The sequence below is a fragment of the Ostreibacterium oceani genome, from assembly GCF_009362845.1.
Classification (GTDB): domain Bacteria; phylum Pseudomonadota; class Gammaproteobacteria; order Cardiobacteriales; family Ostreibacteriaceae; genus Ostreibacterium; species Ostreibacterium oceani.
In genome coordinates, this window is record NZ_WHNW01000011.1 from 17,199 (window position 1) to 32,543 (window position 15,345).

The 15,345-nt window shown below is 45.9% G+C and carries 14 protein-coding genes; 4 read left to right on the plus strand and 10 right to left on the minus strand.

Going from position 1 to position 15,345, the window contains the following annotated elements; all coding sequences use genetic code 11:
- Window positions 1-2: 2 nt before the first annotated feature.
- From GCU85_RS08520 to GCU85_RS08550, 7 genes are all read right to left on the minus strand, one after another.
- The gene (locus GCU85_RS08520) at window positions 3-443 is read right to left on the minus strand and encodes a hypothetical protein (RefSeq protein ID WP_152810760.1); all 441 of its coding nucleotides are present in this window, start codon (window positions 441-443) and stop codon (window positions 3-5) included.
- A 177-nt stretch (window positions 444-620) separates the two neighbouring features.
- Window positions 621-1,952: a ferredoxin reductase family protein gene (locus tag GCU85_RS08525; protein WP_152810761.1), complete on the minus strand. Its 1,332-nt coding sequence runs from the start codon at window positions 1,950-1,952 to the stop codon at window positions 621-623.
- Between the two features lie 132 nt (window positions 1,953-2,084).
- A complete protein-coding gene (astB, locus tag GCU85_RS08530; protein WP_152810762.1) occupies window positions 2,085-3,428 on the minus strand; it encodes an N-succinylarginine dihydrolase in 1,344 nt (447 codons plus the stop codon).
- 33 nt (window positions 3,429-3,461) lie between these two features.
- Complete coding sequence (astD, locus tag GCU85_RS08535; protein ID WP_152810763.1) at window positions 3,462-4,997, minus strand: succinylglutamate-semialdehyde dehydrogenase; 1,536 nt, start codon at window positions 4,995-4,997, stop codon at window positions 3,462-3,464.
- A 1-nt stretch (window position 4,998) separates the two neighbouring features.
- A complete protein-coding gene (locus GCU85_RS08540; RefSeq protein WP_152810764.1) occupies window positions 4,999-6,045 on the minus strand; it encodes an arginine N-succinyltransferase in 1,047 nt (348 codons plus the stop codon).
- A 108-nt stretch (window positions 6,046-6,153) separates the two neighbouring features.
- Window positions 6,154-7,395: a hydrolase gene (locus tag GCU85_RS08545; RefSeq protein ID WP_152810765.1), complete on the minus strand. Its 1,242-nt coding sequence runs from the start codon at window positions 7,393-7,395 to the stop codon at window positions 6,154-6,156.
- 61 nt (window positions 7,396-7,456) lie between these two features.
- A complete protein-coding gene (locus GCU85_RS08550; RefSeq protein WP_152810766.1) occupies window positions 7,457-8,647 on the minus strand; it encodes an aspartate aminotransferase family protein in 1,191 nt (396 codons plus the stop codon).
- Between the two features lie 125 nt (window positions 8,648-8,772).
- On the opposite strand from GCU85_RS08550, the gene GCU85_RS08555 reads away from it, so the two are divergent.
- From GCU85_RS08555 to GCU85_RS08570, 4 genes are all read left to right on the plus strand, one after another.
- Complete coding sequence (locus GCU85_RS08555) at window positions 8,773-9,648, plus strand: LysR family transcriptional regulator (RefSeq protein ID WP_152810767.1); 876 nt, start codon at window positions 8,773-8,775, stop codon at window positions 9,646-9,648.
- 218 nt (window positions 9,649-9,866) lie between these two features.
- Complete coding sequence (locus tag GCU85_RS08560) at window positions 9,867-10,757, plus strand: hypothetical protein (RefSeq protein ID WP_152810768.1); 891 nt, start codon at window positions 9,867-9,869, stop codon at window positions 10,755-10,757.
- Window positions 10,758-11,231: 474 nt separating this feature from the next.
- Entirely contained in the window at window positions 11,232-12,422 is a 1,191-nt protein-coding gene (locus GCU85_RS08565; RefSeq protein WP_152810769.1) for a PQQ-dependent sugar dehydrogenase, read from the plus strand.
- A gap of 175 nt (window positions 12,423-12,597) precedes the next feature.
- Window positions 12,598-13,146 carry a methyltransferase family protein gene (locus GCU85_RS08570; protein WP_152810770.1) on the plus strand — a complete coding sequence of 183 codons (549 nt, stop codon included), beginning with the start codon at window positions 12,598-12,600 and terminating at the stop codon, window positions 13,144-13,146.
- A gap of 60 nt (window positions 13,147-13,206) precedes the next feature.
- Here the strand turns inward: GCU85_RS08570 and GCU85_RS08575 are convergent, their stop codons facing one another.
- The 3 genes from GCU85_RS08575 to GCU85_RS08585 form a co-directional block, all read right to left on the minus strand.
- Window positions 13,207-13,950: a 1-(5-phosphoribosyl)-5-[(5-phosphoribosylamino)methylideneamino]imidazole-4-carboxamide isomerase gene (locus GCU85_RS08575; protein WP_152810771.1), complete on the minus strand. Its 744-nt coding sequence runs from the start codon at window positions 13,948-13,950 to the stop codon at window positions 13,207-13,209.
- Window positions 13,951-14,130: 180 nt separating this feature from the next.
- On the minus strand, window positions 14,131-14,520 hold the full coding sequence (locus GCU85_RS08580) for a GtrA family protein (protein WP_152810772.1): 390 nt from the start codon (window positions 14,518-14,520) through the stop codon (window positions 14,131-14,133).
- A 3-nt stretch (window positions 14,521-14,523) separates the two neighbouring features.
- The gene (locus tag GCU85_RS08585; protein WP_152810773.1) at window positions 14,524-15,273 is read right to left on the minus strand and encodes a glycosyltransferase family 2 protein; all 750 of its coding nucleotides are present in this window, start codon (window positions 15,271-15,273) and stop codon (window positions 14,524-14,526) included.
- Window positions 15,274-15,345: the final 72 nt, after the last annotated feature.

Here is a 15,345-nt window from a genome sequence, read left to right on the forward strand (position 1 = left end):
AACTAGATTCTTAGGCGTTGTGTGGTGAGGTATGGGGCAGGGGTGGCGGGGTAAAGCGAAGGTTCGCTAGCTAAGTAGTGCTTAGCCGAAACATCAAAAGACATCGCGGCGTACGGTGAGTCATCGTCAAAATGTTGCCACGAAAAATCGAATGGTAAATAATCAGCGGCCTGAGGTTTTTCCTGTGCTGGATGAATCGGCGCGTTGATTACATCGATTTGGGCGCTTGTGCAGGTTGCATCAGCGGTAGTGTTTGCCTCGATAAAACAATCGGATGAGTGGCTTGCATGGTGCTTGCCATCGTGATTGACGGTGGTGAGGTCTTTAACTGCGGCGGGTTGAATTCCAGCCATCTGGCAATGCGGTGCAAACGCGACCAAACAAGACGCTATATTTAGCGTTGGCAGCGACATCATCAGTAGCATTAGCAGGAAGTTTCTCATCACAACAGTCTATGCCAAATGTAAACGCGGTGCAAGTAAAATATCAATAGCTGAAATATCAGTAGGGTAGCTCAATACCATAACTCAATACCATAACTCAATACCATAACTCAATACCATAACTCAATACCATAACTCAATACCATAACTCAATAACCACTATGGTCGTTGGTGTGTTTATGTGTTGTTTTGGTGAGTGTTGGTGCGCGAAGAATATTGGTTTTTCATTTTTGTTAGTAAATAAATAGCCAATTTATCCAAGCCAATACCAGTTCGAAACTCAAATGCTTCGTATTTGAAATGTGATGGTCTTAGTCCATATCGGCGCAAACCTGTTTGTAATGCCTCACGCAAAGTTTTTGGCCCGCAAAATGCGACTCGAACAGATTGCATGTTCTCACCAGTTAAGGTGGCAATTTTTTCTGCCGTTAATCGCTGTCCTTCGTCAGAGGCGATTATATGCAGCTTTAGTGTTGGTTTATCACGTGACAGCTGTTCTATTTCGCTCAGGTGAGGTGCTTGTGCACGTGATTTGACGCAGTAAAATAATGTGACGGTATCAGCGTTTTCAGTCAACGTGTGCGCGATGGGGAGGAAAGGCGTAATGCCAATACCACCTGCAATCCATATATTTTCTCTAACTTTGGGCTGACAAAAACGACCAAATGGACCTTGAACACTGACATCTTGTCCTATCGCGATAATGTTGGGTAATCGGGTTGTATAATCTCCTAATGATTTGACGGTTAATCGTAATTCACCATGTGCCCCAATTTTGGAAAAACTAAATGGATGTGCTTCTTGATTGCCCGCCCCGACAAATCGAAAGATACCAAACTGCCCAGCGTTGGCTTTTATCTGGCGAGATTTTGGACGTAATGTAATAGCTATTGCATCTCCAGTTGGTGTTATCTCTGTAATAACATACGAATGCGAGGGGCGTAAGTGTTCAGGCAATAGGTTCCATAAATAGGCAAGCGCGCCGACAAGGCAAAATACAAAAGTGTAAAAACCTGCAGCGTCAGTCATGCTAAAGGGTTTCAGTATAAAAATAAAATGGATAGCACCCAGAATAAACATAGCACCCATGAATTTATGTGTCCACTTCCACAGGTGGTATGGGATAAAAGTCGCAATAGAAATGACACAAAGCACTAAAATGCCATATAAACTCAACTCACCCATTGTCTCGGCGATGTCACTCAACCATGTCTCTTGTCCGAAACCTTCCATGTCTGCATCGATGGTGTCGTGCAATAAAATAGCAATTAAGGCAATAATACCAGTCCATTTATGTAGAATATATACATAATCTAAGCTGCCGAATAGGGTTTCGATGAGACGAAACTTGGTGGCCATAATCTGTGCCCAAGCCATTAGTATCAATGCGGCTAACCCCAAATATTGAGAAAATAAGGCAAGTGAATCTGAAATATTGGGTAGGATTGCTAGTTGGTAGGCAGGAAATAATGTGGTGCTGACAATCAAAATAATACCGAATAAACGCATAGTAAACCTCAAGTTGAATATCAGCACGGTTGGTACTAATGACAGGCGAAATTAATGACGGTAGTATACTGAAAGTCCCCGATAAAACAACTAAGTCATATCGCAACTTAATTGTTTTGTCGGTTTTTCCGCTTAATTTGTGTGTTGATATAGTGTATCCAATTCGAGGAGGCTGCTTAATTCGCTTAGGGCGTTTTGGCTTTCGTTGTATAGCGCGATATCGGCGAGTGCATCCGTTGAAAGTGTGTCGCGATAGTGCGCGTTTACCCAGTCCACTAATTGGTTGTAGAGACGTTCGGTTAGGATGACGTTACCGCTCAGGTGTGCGAGCTCGGCATCGGTTAAGACCACCCGCAGTCGTAAGCAGGCAGGTCCGCCACCATTGGCCATGCTTTGCTTTAAATCAAAATATTTGACGTCCGTAATAGGGTTATGGGCGATAACAAGGTGTTTTAAATAGGTGTTGACGGCAAAGTTGTCTTGGCATTGGCTGGGGGCGATAAGCGTCATGCCATTTTCGGTTGAAATGAGCTGTGAATTAAATAAATAACTACTCACGGCATCTTTGACCGAGACCATCGCATCAGGGACTTCGACGATTTCAAAAGACGTGCCGCATTTTTCTTGTAGTGATTGATAAACGCGATTTTGCTCTAAAAAGGCCTTTTCGTGGGTGAATAAAACGTGTTGATTACCCACCGAGATGACATCATTGTGGAATACGCCTTGGTCAATGACGTCAGGGTGTTGTTGCGCAAAGACGCAATTCTCTGGTGCGATACCGTGGCGGCGCATAATGGCTTCAAAGCTCTCTTTGGTTTGTCTGGCGGGGTATTTCTGTGGTTTTTCGCCGCCCTCGAATTCACTATATCCATAAACAAATAAATGCACACCAGTGTCGCCGTATGTTTGGCAAAAACGCGTATGATTGGCTGCGCCTTCATCGCGTAATAAATAAGTCGGCAGTGGTTCGTGGTGGGCAAAATAATCAGGGTGATTAAAAATGCATCGCAGTGCATGGGCGGTTTGTGGTGCTTCGACAGCGCGATGCAGCATGGTGGCTAAATTGGCTGGCGTAAAATGCACTCGGCCATCGGCGCTGTCAGCCGAGGGTGTTACCGTGGCCGCATTGGCAACCCACATGTTAGAGGCCGAGCAAAGGGCGTTCAAATACGTTGGGGCTTGTGATAATTGGGCTAAAATTTGTGCATCACTGCCTAAAAATCCAATGCGTTTTGCATAGGATAAGTACGGGCGACAGTGCGGTGGGAGTATGCCTTGTTTAAGGCCCATGTCAGCTAGCGCTTTCATTTTTGCAAGCCCTTGTAATGCGGCTGTTTTCGGTGAAGAGACTTGTCCTTTGTTAGTGGCGGATGCTACGTTGCCGTAGGATAGTCCAGCATAGTTGTGTGTATTCCCAACGAGCCCATCAAAATTGACTTCGTAGGCTTGATTTGCGGTGCGATTGGTTTTCATGTTAGGCTCCTTGTTGCCAGTTATTGCTGCCCATTATTGCTGCCAGCCTGGTGCCAGGGTGTCAGGTAGGGTTAGGTTGTTGGCCATCATGCTAGCAACAGGATAGGCGCAATAATCTGCGGCATAGTATGCCCCAGGGTTGTGATTGCCCGACAGTCCTGTGCCACCAAACGGCATGGCACCACTCGCGCCTGTGAGTGGTTTGTTGCGATTAATGATGCCTGCATGGGACAACGCATAAAACTGTTGCCATTCGTCTTCGCAGTCGGTAAAAATACCTGCCGATAGGCCATAAGCGGTCGCGTTTGCAAGCTCGATGGCGTGCGTTAAGTTATCTGCGTGGTGAATTTTTAACAAAGGACCAAAGTACTCTTCGTCAGGGATTAATGCGACATCAACCGCTTTCATGTCAATAATGCCAGGGCTTAAATAGGGTTTGTCTGCAATAACAGACTGCATCGGTAGTAAGGGTATGCCACCTAAGCTGGTGAGGCGTTTTTCTGCTGCCAGCAGGCCATCGGCGGCACGTTGGTTAATCAACGTTGAGTAAAATGGCTGCGGTGTCGCATCAGGCGCATCGATGTGAAGCTGTTGGGCAGCGTTGCATAAGGCATCAATAAAGGCTTGTTTTTTGGGGCTGTCAACGATAATTAGTCGTCTGGCGCAAGTACAGCGTTGTCCTGCGGTGATAAAGGCAGACTGTATCGTGTGATAGACGGCAGCCTCAATATCAACGTTAGGGGTGATGATTAGTGGGTTGTTGCCACCCATTTCTAGGGCAATGATTTTATCAGGCTGGCCTGCAAATTGGCGGTGAATTTGAATGCCAACCGCAGAGCTGCCTGTAAAGAAAAACCCCCGTAATAGCGGGTGGGCGGTGATGGCTTTTGCGGTTTGTAGCTCACCGGGGACAAAATTAATCACGCCGTCGGGAAAGCCCGCCGCCTGCATCAAGCGAATCAAACGTTCGCCAACTCGTGGGGTCTGTTCGCTAGGCTTAAATACGATGGTATTGCCTGCAATCAACGCGGGGATAATATGGCCATTGGGTAAATGCCCCGGGAAGTTATACGGACCAAAAACCGCACAGACACCATGGGGGCGGTGGCGCAGCTGGGTTTGTTGCTGCCCTTGTTGTTGCCCTTGATCGTTATGCATCATGCCAGTTCTTTCGTGGTAGGCGTTGATTGATACCGCGATTTTAGCAATCATGGTATTGACTTCGCTGAGACTTTCCCATTGCGGCTTGCCTGTTTCTTGCATAATATCGTCTGCGAGCAGGGTCTTGTTGTCCTCTAATAGCGTTTTGTACTGATGAATTAACGCAAGACGCGCATCGAGTGGCGTCTGCGCCCATGACTGAAAGGCAGCTTGTGCCGCGTGAAAGGCTATGTCGATACTCTTTTCATCAGCGCATTGCCCTTGCCAAACGACACTGCCTGTTGCTGGGTTGTTTGAAATCAGCATGTCACCCGTGGCGCTAACCCACTGGCCATTGATGAAACAGCATTGGGATAACGTGTTGATATGGTCATTTATAGCGTTATTTATAGGGTCGTGTGTGGTCATATTATTTTTCCTCCATCGCAATCAGGCTGACTGAGTCGCCAGCGGTAACGCCTAAAACGGCAGCGCATTCTGCGGTTATTTCTAGGGTGTTGTCTAACACATTAGCAGGCGCAATGGTGATGCGGTAATGGGCAATATTACGATTACTTATCATATAGCGTTGGTTGGGGTCGTGTAGTTCGGTTTTGGCGCTTGTGGCGGTTAGGATACTGACCGTTTTAACCGTGGTCTCACGGACCGAGCGAATCAAGCTTTTGCGGCAGTGCACGGTAGGGCCGCCATCAAATAAATCGACATAGCCATCGTAGTAAAATCCTTCTTTTTCGAGCATATGGATTGCTTTTGCAGAAATATCGTGTGGTTTACCGATGCAGGCTTGTGCTTCTTCGGGGAGCAAATCAACATAGACGGGGTATTTGGGCATTAACTCTTGGATAAATTGAGTGCCCTTGGTAGCAGAGATATAGTCTGCATTTTCAAACGGTAAATCAAAGAATTTTTTCCCCAGTGCTTGCCAAAATGGTGAGTGGCCTTCAGCATTTTGCCAACCACGTAGCTCTGCCATGACGGATTCGTCAAACTGATCGGGAAAATCCGCGAGCATTAAATAGCGAGACCGTGACATAAATTGACCATAGCCACTATGGCGATAAGGTTTTCTCAAAAATAACGAGCCCAGTTCGGCGGCGCGGGTAAAGTCATTTACTAGGTGCAACACACGATTTTCAATGGTCTTTTTGAGTACGTCTGAGTACTGTACAATCAAAGTTGATTTATAAGAATAAAACGGTGTCCGTGTGCCAATGCCAACGTAAATGGCGGTGGTGCCGACGACGGTTTGTGTGTCGCTGTCTTCGGCAACTAAAAAATAAACGCCTTCGGATTTGTTAGCGTCAATCAAGCCTGCAAACGTGTCTTTGGAATTGGTGACGCGACTCAGCCATGTGCCTTCGTCATTCGGCATTGATGTCATGCCAGATCCGACTTCGATAGACATTTCGAGTAAGGCGTCTAAATCTTCTAATTCAACAGGTCTTAAAAATAGCATGGAATTTCTCGGGGTTATCAATATTTATCAGTATGGTTAAGCTAAAAAATGGTTAGATTAACGGGGTTAAGGGTGCTTAGGATGCTTAGGGCTTTGATGTTAATGGGTTTAGGAAGAGTCTAAATTAAACCATTGATTGGCATAGCCTAACAACAACAACGTTGAGATTTTGCTGCGCTCACTTAAGCTGTCTAGTAACACATACTCGCTATCGGAATGGATATTGCCACCTCGTACGCCGAGCGTGTCGATATTTGCAAGCCCTAGTGCTTTTAAATTATTGCCGTCACAACAGCCGCCCGTTGCAATAACTTGGGTGCTAAGCCCTAGGTGTTCATTGACTTGTTGTAGTGCGGTGAATAAGGACTGTTGCTTGCTATCCATGGGCTTGGCTGGGCGCGTCATTTTACCATGGCGTTCGATTTGATAATCGCTATCGCTGTGGCGCTGGATTAAGGCATCGACTTGTTGCAGAACTTGCGTTGCCGCGGTATCGCTTTCTACGCGAATATTAAATCGTGCAATCGCCAAATCTGGTACGACATTCAGTGCTTGCCCGCCTTGTATTGTGCCGATATTGAGCGTGGTGGTTTGGTTTGGGTCGTTTAGTTGGTGTAGGTCATGGACTAGGCTGGCGAGTTTAGCAATCGCGTTGCGTCCGTCATAAAACGCGCGACCCGCATGTGCGGCTTTGCCTTTGACGACGATCGTAAAATTGCCCGAGCCTTTGCGTTGCCCGACAAATTCGCCACCAGGTAGGCTGGGTTCATAAATTAAGCCAAACGCGTGCCCACTAAACTGCGGGAAAACGCTAGCGGAAGATTGCGAACCAATCTCTTCGTCAGGCGATAAATACACATCCCAACCGATATTTTTGGCGCTTAAGTGCTGTTCAAATGCTTGCAAGGCGGTCAGCATCACCAAAATACCACCTTTCATATCCGCAACCCCAGGCCCGTTTAGGGTGTTGTTGTCGATAAACTGGCATGTCTGGAAGGGGTGGTTTTCGGGGTATACCGTGTCCAAATGCCCGCACAGCAGCACGCGATTGGTTAATTCTGGGCGTTTGCGTATCAGTAATCCGTCAGTGATGGGGGTTTGAATACATTCGCCGTGATCGTTAATTTGCGCCAGTGGCGGTAGCGCTACTGTTGCTGAATAATCACTAGGGGTTAGCAGTGGGGCAAAGGCATGAGCTAGCTTATCTCGATAACGATCGATGCCTGCAATGTGGGTGCTACCCGAATTGATATTAGCCCAGTCAACCAACGTATCGACTAATGATTTTTGCTGGCGATCAATCCAAGCCAGTAAATCGTTGGTCTCCTGTGGTAGGGTTAGCTTTTTCATTGCGTATTATCCGTTATCAATTAATCTGTCATCAACTAATTTGTCATCAACTAATTTGTCATCAACTGGGTTGGTAGGTTTGTGCGACTTGGTCTAGTGCATTAATCAGCTGATCGATTTCGGCTTTGCTCACAATTAACGGCGGCAATAGGCGTAGCGAATTACCGCCAGCCTTGACTACCAGTATGTGGTGTTCGTTGCGTAGCATTGTTAACAGTTCGGTGTTGGGTGGGGTCACTTTGAGCCCAACCATTAAGCCTAAACCAGTGACTTGTCCGTAGACGTGCGGGTACTTGTTGGCGAGTTGAGTGAGCGCTGCTCGTAAATACTCGCCGTTGTCACGGACTTGTGTTAAAAACGCGGGGTCGCTGATGATGTCTAATACGGCATTGCTAACAGCGGTAGCAAGTGGGTTGCCACCAAAAGTCGAGCCATGCGTGCCAACGACCATATGTTGACCAACGGCATTGGTTGCCATGCAAACGCCAACAGGAAAGCCGCCACCAATGCCTTTGGCGCTGGTTAATACATCGGGTGTGACACCGAGGGCTTCGTAGGCGTATAGGTAACCCGTGCGGCCTGCGCCGCACTGTACTTCATCAAACATCAACAAGATACCCTCGGCATCGCACAAATCGCGTACGGCCTGTAGGTAGGCTTTGTCGGCGACATTGATACCGCCTTCGCCTTGGATAGGTTCTAGAATAATCCCTGCGGTTTCGTCTGTGATGGTGGCTTTGAGTGCATCAATATCGCCAAATTCGACTTGGTCAAAGCCATAGTCGTTAGGAATAAAACCCGCCATGTAGCTTTTATTGCCTGAAGCACAAACCGTGGCAATCGTGCGACCGTGAAAGGAATGCGTCATGCCGATGATTCGGGTGCGTTGTTTGTCGCCTTTGTCATAATGGTAACGCCGCATGGCTTTGAGACCACATTCATTAGCCTCTGCCCCAGAGTTGGCAAAAAACATCACGTCAGCAAACGTCAATGCCGCTAAACGGCTAGCCAGTGTTTCGGCGGATTCAATACGAAACATATTAGACAAATGCCATAGTTTGTCCGATTGGTCCTTGAGTGCCTTGACAATATGCGGATGGCTGTGCCCCAAGCAATTGACGGCAATGCCTGTCGTAAAGTCTAAGTATTTGTCATTGGTGTCGGTGAATAGATAGCACCCCTCACCCCGAGTAAATAAGATATCAGGCGGGGCATAAACTGGCATGAAAGCGTCGCGTGTTGTAGGGTTCATGGTGGTCTCCATCGTTAATGATATTGGCTTTATCATAGCACTTGAAGGTAAAGGTGCAAGCGATATATTGTTAGTGTATAATAACTTTTAATTATCAAAAAAAGCAAGATTAAGGAGTTTTTCTTATGCAACCGAGCACCACGGCGCTGCGTTATTTTGTGACGGCAGCAGAATACCTTAATTTTACCGTTGCTTCGCAGCACTTGCACGTGACGCAAGCTGCAATCAGTAAACAAATCAAATTATTAGAAATTTATCTCGGGGTGGAGTTGTTTGTTCGTGAGCGCCAGCGTATTCGCTTAACTGCTGCTGGCGAGATTTACTTTAAAAATGCGAAACGCATTTTAAAAGAAATCGACAAGCTGACGCTAACCGTGCGCAATTTTGAATCGACGTTTGATGAAATTCATATCGGGGTATTACCGACTTTTTCGGCGCGGTTTTTGGTGCCATTAATGCCAGATTTGTATCAGCGTCACCCTGAAATACGCCTAAAATTGACGACTGAGCTGGGTAAAATAGATTTTACTCAGATGCCGTATGATATTGTCATTAGTTTTAATGAAGTCGCGCAGGATGAGGTCATGTGTTACAACATTATGGACGAGCATTTAATCGCGGTGGCTTCGCCGCAGTTGGTTGAGGAGGAAAAACTCACGCTCAACCAAATTGAAAAAGCCCCGCTACTGACGTTTCTAATTCGTCCTAATTTGTGGCATGATTGGTTTGCCAGTGTAAATCGCTCAGCGCCACCGCCACAATCTGGGTTGGTGTTTGAGAATTTTCAAATTCTCATTCATGCAGCGATTGCAGGGCTTGGGATTGCGTTGATTCCTGAATTTTTGATTCGTGAGGAACTCAAACGCGGTCAATTAAAACAAATCCATAGCCGACCACTACATTCAAAGCCGTACTATTTTATGGCGATTCCACAAGAGAAAATGCAAGATGAAAAAATTATCAAATTTAAAGAATGGCTGTTAAGCCAAGCGGCCAATTAGTTCGTCAATTAGTTCGTTTCGGTGCTATCGTTGTCACGTGCGATCAGTGAGTCGTGTCAGCGGATAGTTGTCAGTTCTGAGGGCTGTGATACAATGCGATAGTTTTCTTAAATTTTAGCGTTAATCTTGCTTTAAAGGATAATGTGGGTCATAAATAGGTTGGGCCAGTAAGGTTAGTGGGTAACCGTTTTAAGAATGGTTTTGTGAGAAATAAGCTGATGAAAAATATAAATAATGTAGTGGTGCGGTGGGTGATTGGGGCGTTTTTTATGCTATCTGCGATGCAGGGCTATGCGCAGGTTAATATTTTGGTCGCAACGACAATGGAGTCACGTAATGACGGCATTCTTGCAACCAATAATTTGTATGCAGAGTTTAGCAGTGATGCCAGTTGGACGGTAACGGATGCACGAAACACCTTAGGCGCCTTAGCTACGGTGCCAACACCTGATTTTTCAGGCTATGATGTGGTCGTCATTGGTGCAACGTATTATGGGTTGGCGCCAGATGAAATGGCCACGTTACAGGCGGCGATCGATAGCCAAGCGTCTACCTCGTTTGTGCTGTTTTTCGATGGCTGTTGCGGCAATGGTGGTGTTTCCACGGAAAATATCAACAATCTGGTCAGCGTAGTAAATAACACCTTCGATCCCTCGGTAATCGGTGGAACAGGGGCATTCGTTAATAATGGAATAGAAAATTTTGTGTTGACAGCATCGCCTTTGGCGGCCAGTTTCCCAGGTGTTATACGAGGGGGCGCTTATTCACCATTTACTGGAGTGCCAGATGGCAATGTAATTTATCGCAGTGGCGATGGTAATGACGTGGGATTTATTATTCCTATAACGGAGAGCGTGGGTGCGTGTGTATTTAGTATGGCAGATGTTTCGCCATTTAATGCGATGGCTTATCCATCAAATCAGGGCAATATAGGTGCTGCTTTTGTCGATGCGGCAACCAATCCACAAGGGTCTTGTTTTTTGCGTAGTACGCCGCTACCCCGCAGTGTTACTGCGCTGAACTGGTGGTCGCTGCTAGTGAGTATGATGCTTGTGTTTGCAGGGGTGCATCGCTACTATCGTAATCGCAGCTGCAACGCTAATTCGTAACGCTAATCTGTAACGGCATTTTGGGCTTTATTTTATTATGCTGATTCAGTATCAATAGACGGTAAAGTCATGCCTGTCAACAGGTTGTCTTACCTTTGTATCTTGCCTTGGTATCTTACCTTGCTATGCTGTTACCTTCGGTGCCATAACACACCTTACAATTTACCGCGTAAACAGGTGGCGAATTGGGCAAATTTGCGCTGGACATAGCCATGGTCGGCGTAAGTCGCTAAAAAATCGGTAGCGGTTGTGTCTGATCTGCCCACAAAAAACGGAGTATTTTTCAAGTAGCTTTTGTATCGGATTGTCGCCCAGAAATCAAGCCGTAAGCCAAGATAAACTGAGATAATTTAAGATAATTTGGCAGTAGACAGAAATTTTGCCATAATGACAATCATAGTAAATGATAAATGATTTGCGATAAATGATTTGCGATAAATGATTTGTGGTGACTGATTTAAGAGAGGTGAATCGATGCGATTGAAACAGGCGAAAACCCCGCGGTACTCAAAAGCGTTTGGGGGTTTGTTTGGCGTAGTGTGGTTGTTGTTTCTCTCGCTGAGTGCGTCAAAGGCAGACGACGTTTTTCAGACAAAAGCGTATTCGCTGAAATTGGTAACAGTGGCAACAGGTTTGGCTAATCCTTGGTCGATTGCTTTTTTACCCAATGGTGATGCGTTAGTGACTGAGCGCGCTGGGCGGTTACGATTGATTGAAAAAACAGAAAACCCAGAAAATCCCTATCAGCTAACATCTGATGCAATTGCTGGATTGCCAGCGGTAGCCGCGCATGGGCAAGGTGGGTTATTAGATATTGCGTTGCACCCCAATTTTGCAGAAAATCGGTGGCTGTATTTGTCTTTTGTGGATGAAACGGATGCTGGATTTACCACGCGATTGATGCGTGCGAAATACCAAGATAACGCGCTGCAGAACGTGGAAATGCTGTTTGAGGCACTGCCTCGCTCGCGGGCAGGTCAGCACTTTGGCGGGCGGCTGCACTTCGACAAACAGGGCGACTTGTATCTGAGTATTGGTGATCGAGGCGAGCGGAATCGCGCGCAAGATGGACTGGATCACGCAGGCAGCATCATTAGACTGCACGACGATGGACAAATTCCTACAGATAATCCGTTTGTGGGTGACAGCCGTGTTTTAGATGCAATCTACAGTACAGGGCATCGCAATCCGCAAGGAATGGCGATACATCCTGATACGGGCGAAATCTGGATTAATGAACATGGTCCACGCGGTGGTGATGAAATTAACCGTATCGAAGCAGGCGCAAACTATGGCTGGCCATTAGCGACCTTTGGTGTTAATTATATTGGCACGAAAATCACCGATAACCCCGAGTTGCCAGGCATGGTGTCACCGCTACTTCAATGGACGCCATCGATTGCCCCTAGTGGCATGATTTTTTATACTGGTGATGCGTTTCCTGAGTGGCAGGGACAGTTGTTGAATGGGGCATTGGCGCATCGACTGATTTCACGTGTTGCTGTGGTTGAAGCCGATGACGGATATGAATTAACCGAAATAGAGCGGCTCCTCTCCGAATTTAATCAGCGCATTAGGGATATTCGGCAATCACCTGATGGGGCGCTGTGGTTATTGACGGACGAACGCCGCGGTGGTGTGTACCAAATTCAGCGTGTCGATTAACCTACGTGGTGGATTGTGTAAAGAAGCACAAATCAGCGCCCTGTAAAAAGCCCTGTAAAAAAGATATCATTGGCAATGGATTCATGGGTAGATTTATGGATGCTTTCAATGGGTTTTGCAAATAGTCTAAGTAAATGAATGGTTCATTAATATGGGTAAATAAAAGGTTAACTCATTGAATAAAAGCAAAAATAGCGAAAAAATAAAAAACGCAAAAGAGACGAAGGCGGCGAAAGTTAAATTCCCCCCGCCACTGATTTATCTGGCGGTGATTTTATTCGGTGTGGCGCTGCAAAAATGGGTGGGCGAATGGCCATTTGAATGGTTGTTTGCATTATCTTTGGGGCAGGCTTTGTCTATCGATGCGCTTTATTCAGTACGAGGCTGGATGCTGGTGTTTTTCGGGGCAGCGGCGGCGGGATTGATTGGTGATAGTTTGGTGCGTTTTATTCAGACAAGGCAGAACCCAGAGCCTTGGACGCCATCACCGCAGTTGATTACCACTGGTGTTTATCGTTTTACTCGTAACCCTATGTATTTAGGTATGGCGCTATTGCAAGGGTTTTATGGCCTTTATGCCTTAAATGGTTGGGTTATTCTGTTGCTGCCGTTATCGATGTTAGGTGTTTACTTTATCGCGATTCGTCCTGAAGAGACCTATTTAGCTGGTGTGTTTGAAAAAGACTACCACCGCTACAAACAATCCGTTCGGCGGTGGTTATAATGCACAGTGGTTATAATGCGGTGATGAGTCTTAATCATCGATTGAAAGTTAGATAAAAAGTTAGATAAATTTAGCGCGTACAAATGGCTGATTGGCAATTGCTAACGCCTCAGGCAAGGTAAAGACGTGGTTAAATAATGCCCAGCCAACGACCGCGCCGTAAATTTTAGGTAATTGACGCAAGTACGCAATATCATCAAGACTCAGTGCGACACCGCTGGCAATGACGGGGCAACTCACCTGGCTGGCTAGTTCGGTGACGTTGGCGAGGCTAAGCTCTGTCCCTGCATGATAGTGATCAATGTCGGTATAAATAATGGCTGCAACGCCTAAATTTTCGTAATATTTGGCTAATTCGCTGGCAGTAAATTGGGAGGTTCGTTCCCAGCCGTTGGTCACGACGTGGCCTGCTTTGACATCAAGGCTAACGACAATTTTTTCTGGGTATTTAACGATTAGTTGTTCAACAACATGTCGATTTAAAACCGCCGCTGAGCCAATAATAAGGCGATCAGCGCCCGCATTAATCCACTGGTCAGCAATGCTCATTGAGTGGATGCCGCCAGCGACTTGTACGGGGATGTCAACGGTGGCGATTAGGCGCTCAATGACGGCTGTGTTATCACTGCCGTGTCCAAAGGCGGCGTCTAAATCGGTGACTTGTAGATAAGTGGCCCCTTCGTCCTGAAATTGCTTTGCCGCATCAATTGGCGATAAGTCAAAAATTTCTGGGGTTGCTTTGGGTGTATGTCTTAGGTTGACACATTGACCGCCGATAATTTCGATAGTGGGGTATAGTTGCATAGCCTCCTCGTGCGTTAGTGCGTTAAATGTCGTGCGTTAAATGTATAGATTTGTATAGATTCGTCGTGTCGTTTTGTCGTTATTTGATTGCTTATCAATAAATACTAATTGTAGTATAACATAAAGCGATGATATTTGCAGAAGATGATATTTGCAGACGCTAAGTTTTGCTGAGCCGGTCTATTTGAATACCCAAAAATAATAAATAAGGTAATTGATAAAGGTAATGCAACCTGTGGTGAGTATCTGGGAAACCCAAATTAAATCAGTCCAACTAATGAGTAGCTTGAGTAAAAAATAGTTCAAAGTTGCCTGGATGGCGATTGCCAAACAATATCTAGGGGCAACGACTCGAAACGCGGCGTTAGAATGAAAAACTTTTCGTTGTGATAAAATAAATTTGGTAACCGCGCCGCCGATAAAGCCAATGCCACTCGCAGTGAGTGGCGTCACGGATGCAGTCGCGAGGAGAATAAACATAATAGCGTAGTGCACAATAGTCGCTAATGCACCCGTTAGGGTATGTAAGAAAAATCGGACGGTATGCGATTTTAGTATCTGCCTTAGCACGATTTATTTTTTAAGGAATGAAAAAATAGGATGGTACCAAAGTTTGCAGCGCGCCAATAAACCTACAATAGATACGCCGACAACGCCAATACCATACTGAACCGAGCGTTTGAAATTAATTGAGCTTGCTGCTTCAAAATACTTGGTAGGGACAGAAATCTCGCCCAAAGCATAGTCGGCTAAAATAACTTGGGCGAGCATTTGATTGTCAAAGACAAAATCTTCGGAATTGTCATCAAAAGGGATGTTTTCAAGCAATTCACGTGAAAATGCGCGATATCCTGTGTGATATTCAGACAGTTTTGCGCCGAGTAATAAATTCTCAAATGCGGTAAGGAATCGATTGGCAATGTATTTCCAGTACGGCATACCGCCTTTGAGCGCACCGCCGCCTAAAATCCTTGAGCCCAATGCCGCATCATAAATGCCCGATGCAATCATGCTAATCATTGCGCCTGCTAATTTGGGGTCGTATTGATAGTCTGGATGCACCATAACAACAATATCAGCGCCATGCGCCAAAGCAGTCTGATAGCAAGTTTTTTGGTTGCCACCATAGCCACGATTTTCATTGTGTTTAATGACGGTGATACCTAGCGATTCAGCAACCGTCACCGTATTATCGTGGCTATTGTCATCGACTAGGATGACTTCATCGATAATGTCGTGCGGGAGTTCACGATAGGTTTGTTCCAAGGTCAGTCCTGCGTGATACGCGGGCATTACAACAATAATTTTTTGTCCGTTAAGCATGATAATGTCAGTTTATTAGTTCACCAGAGAATGCCTTGACGTGTCTAGTGTGTATGCCTGCCTAGTATACTA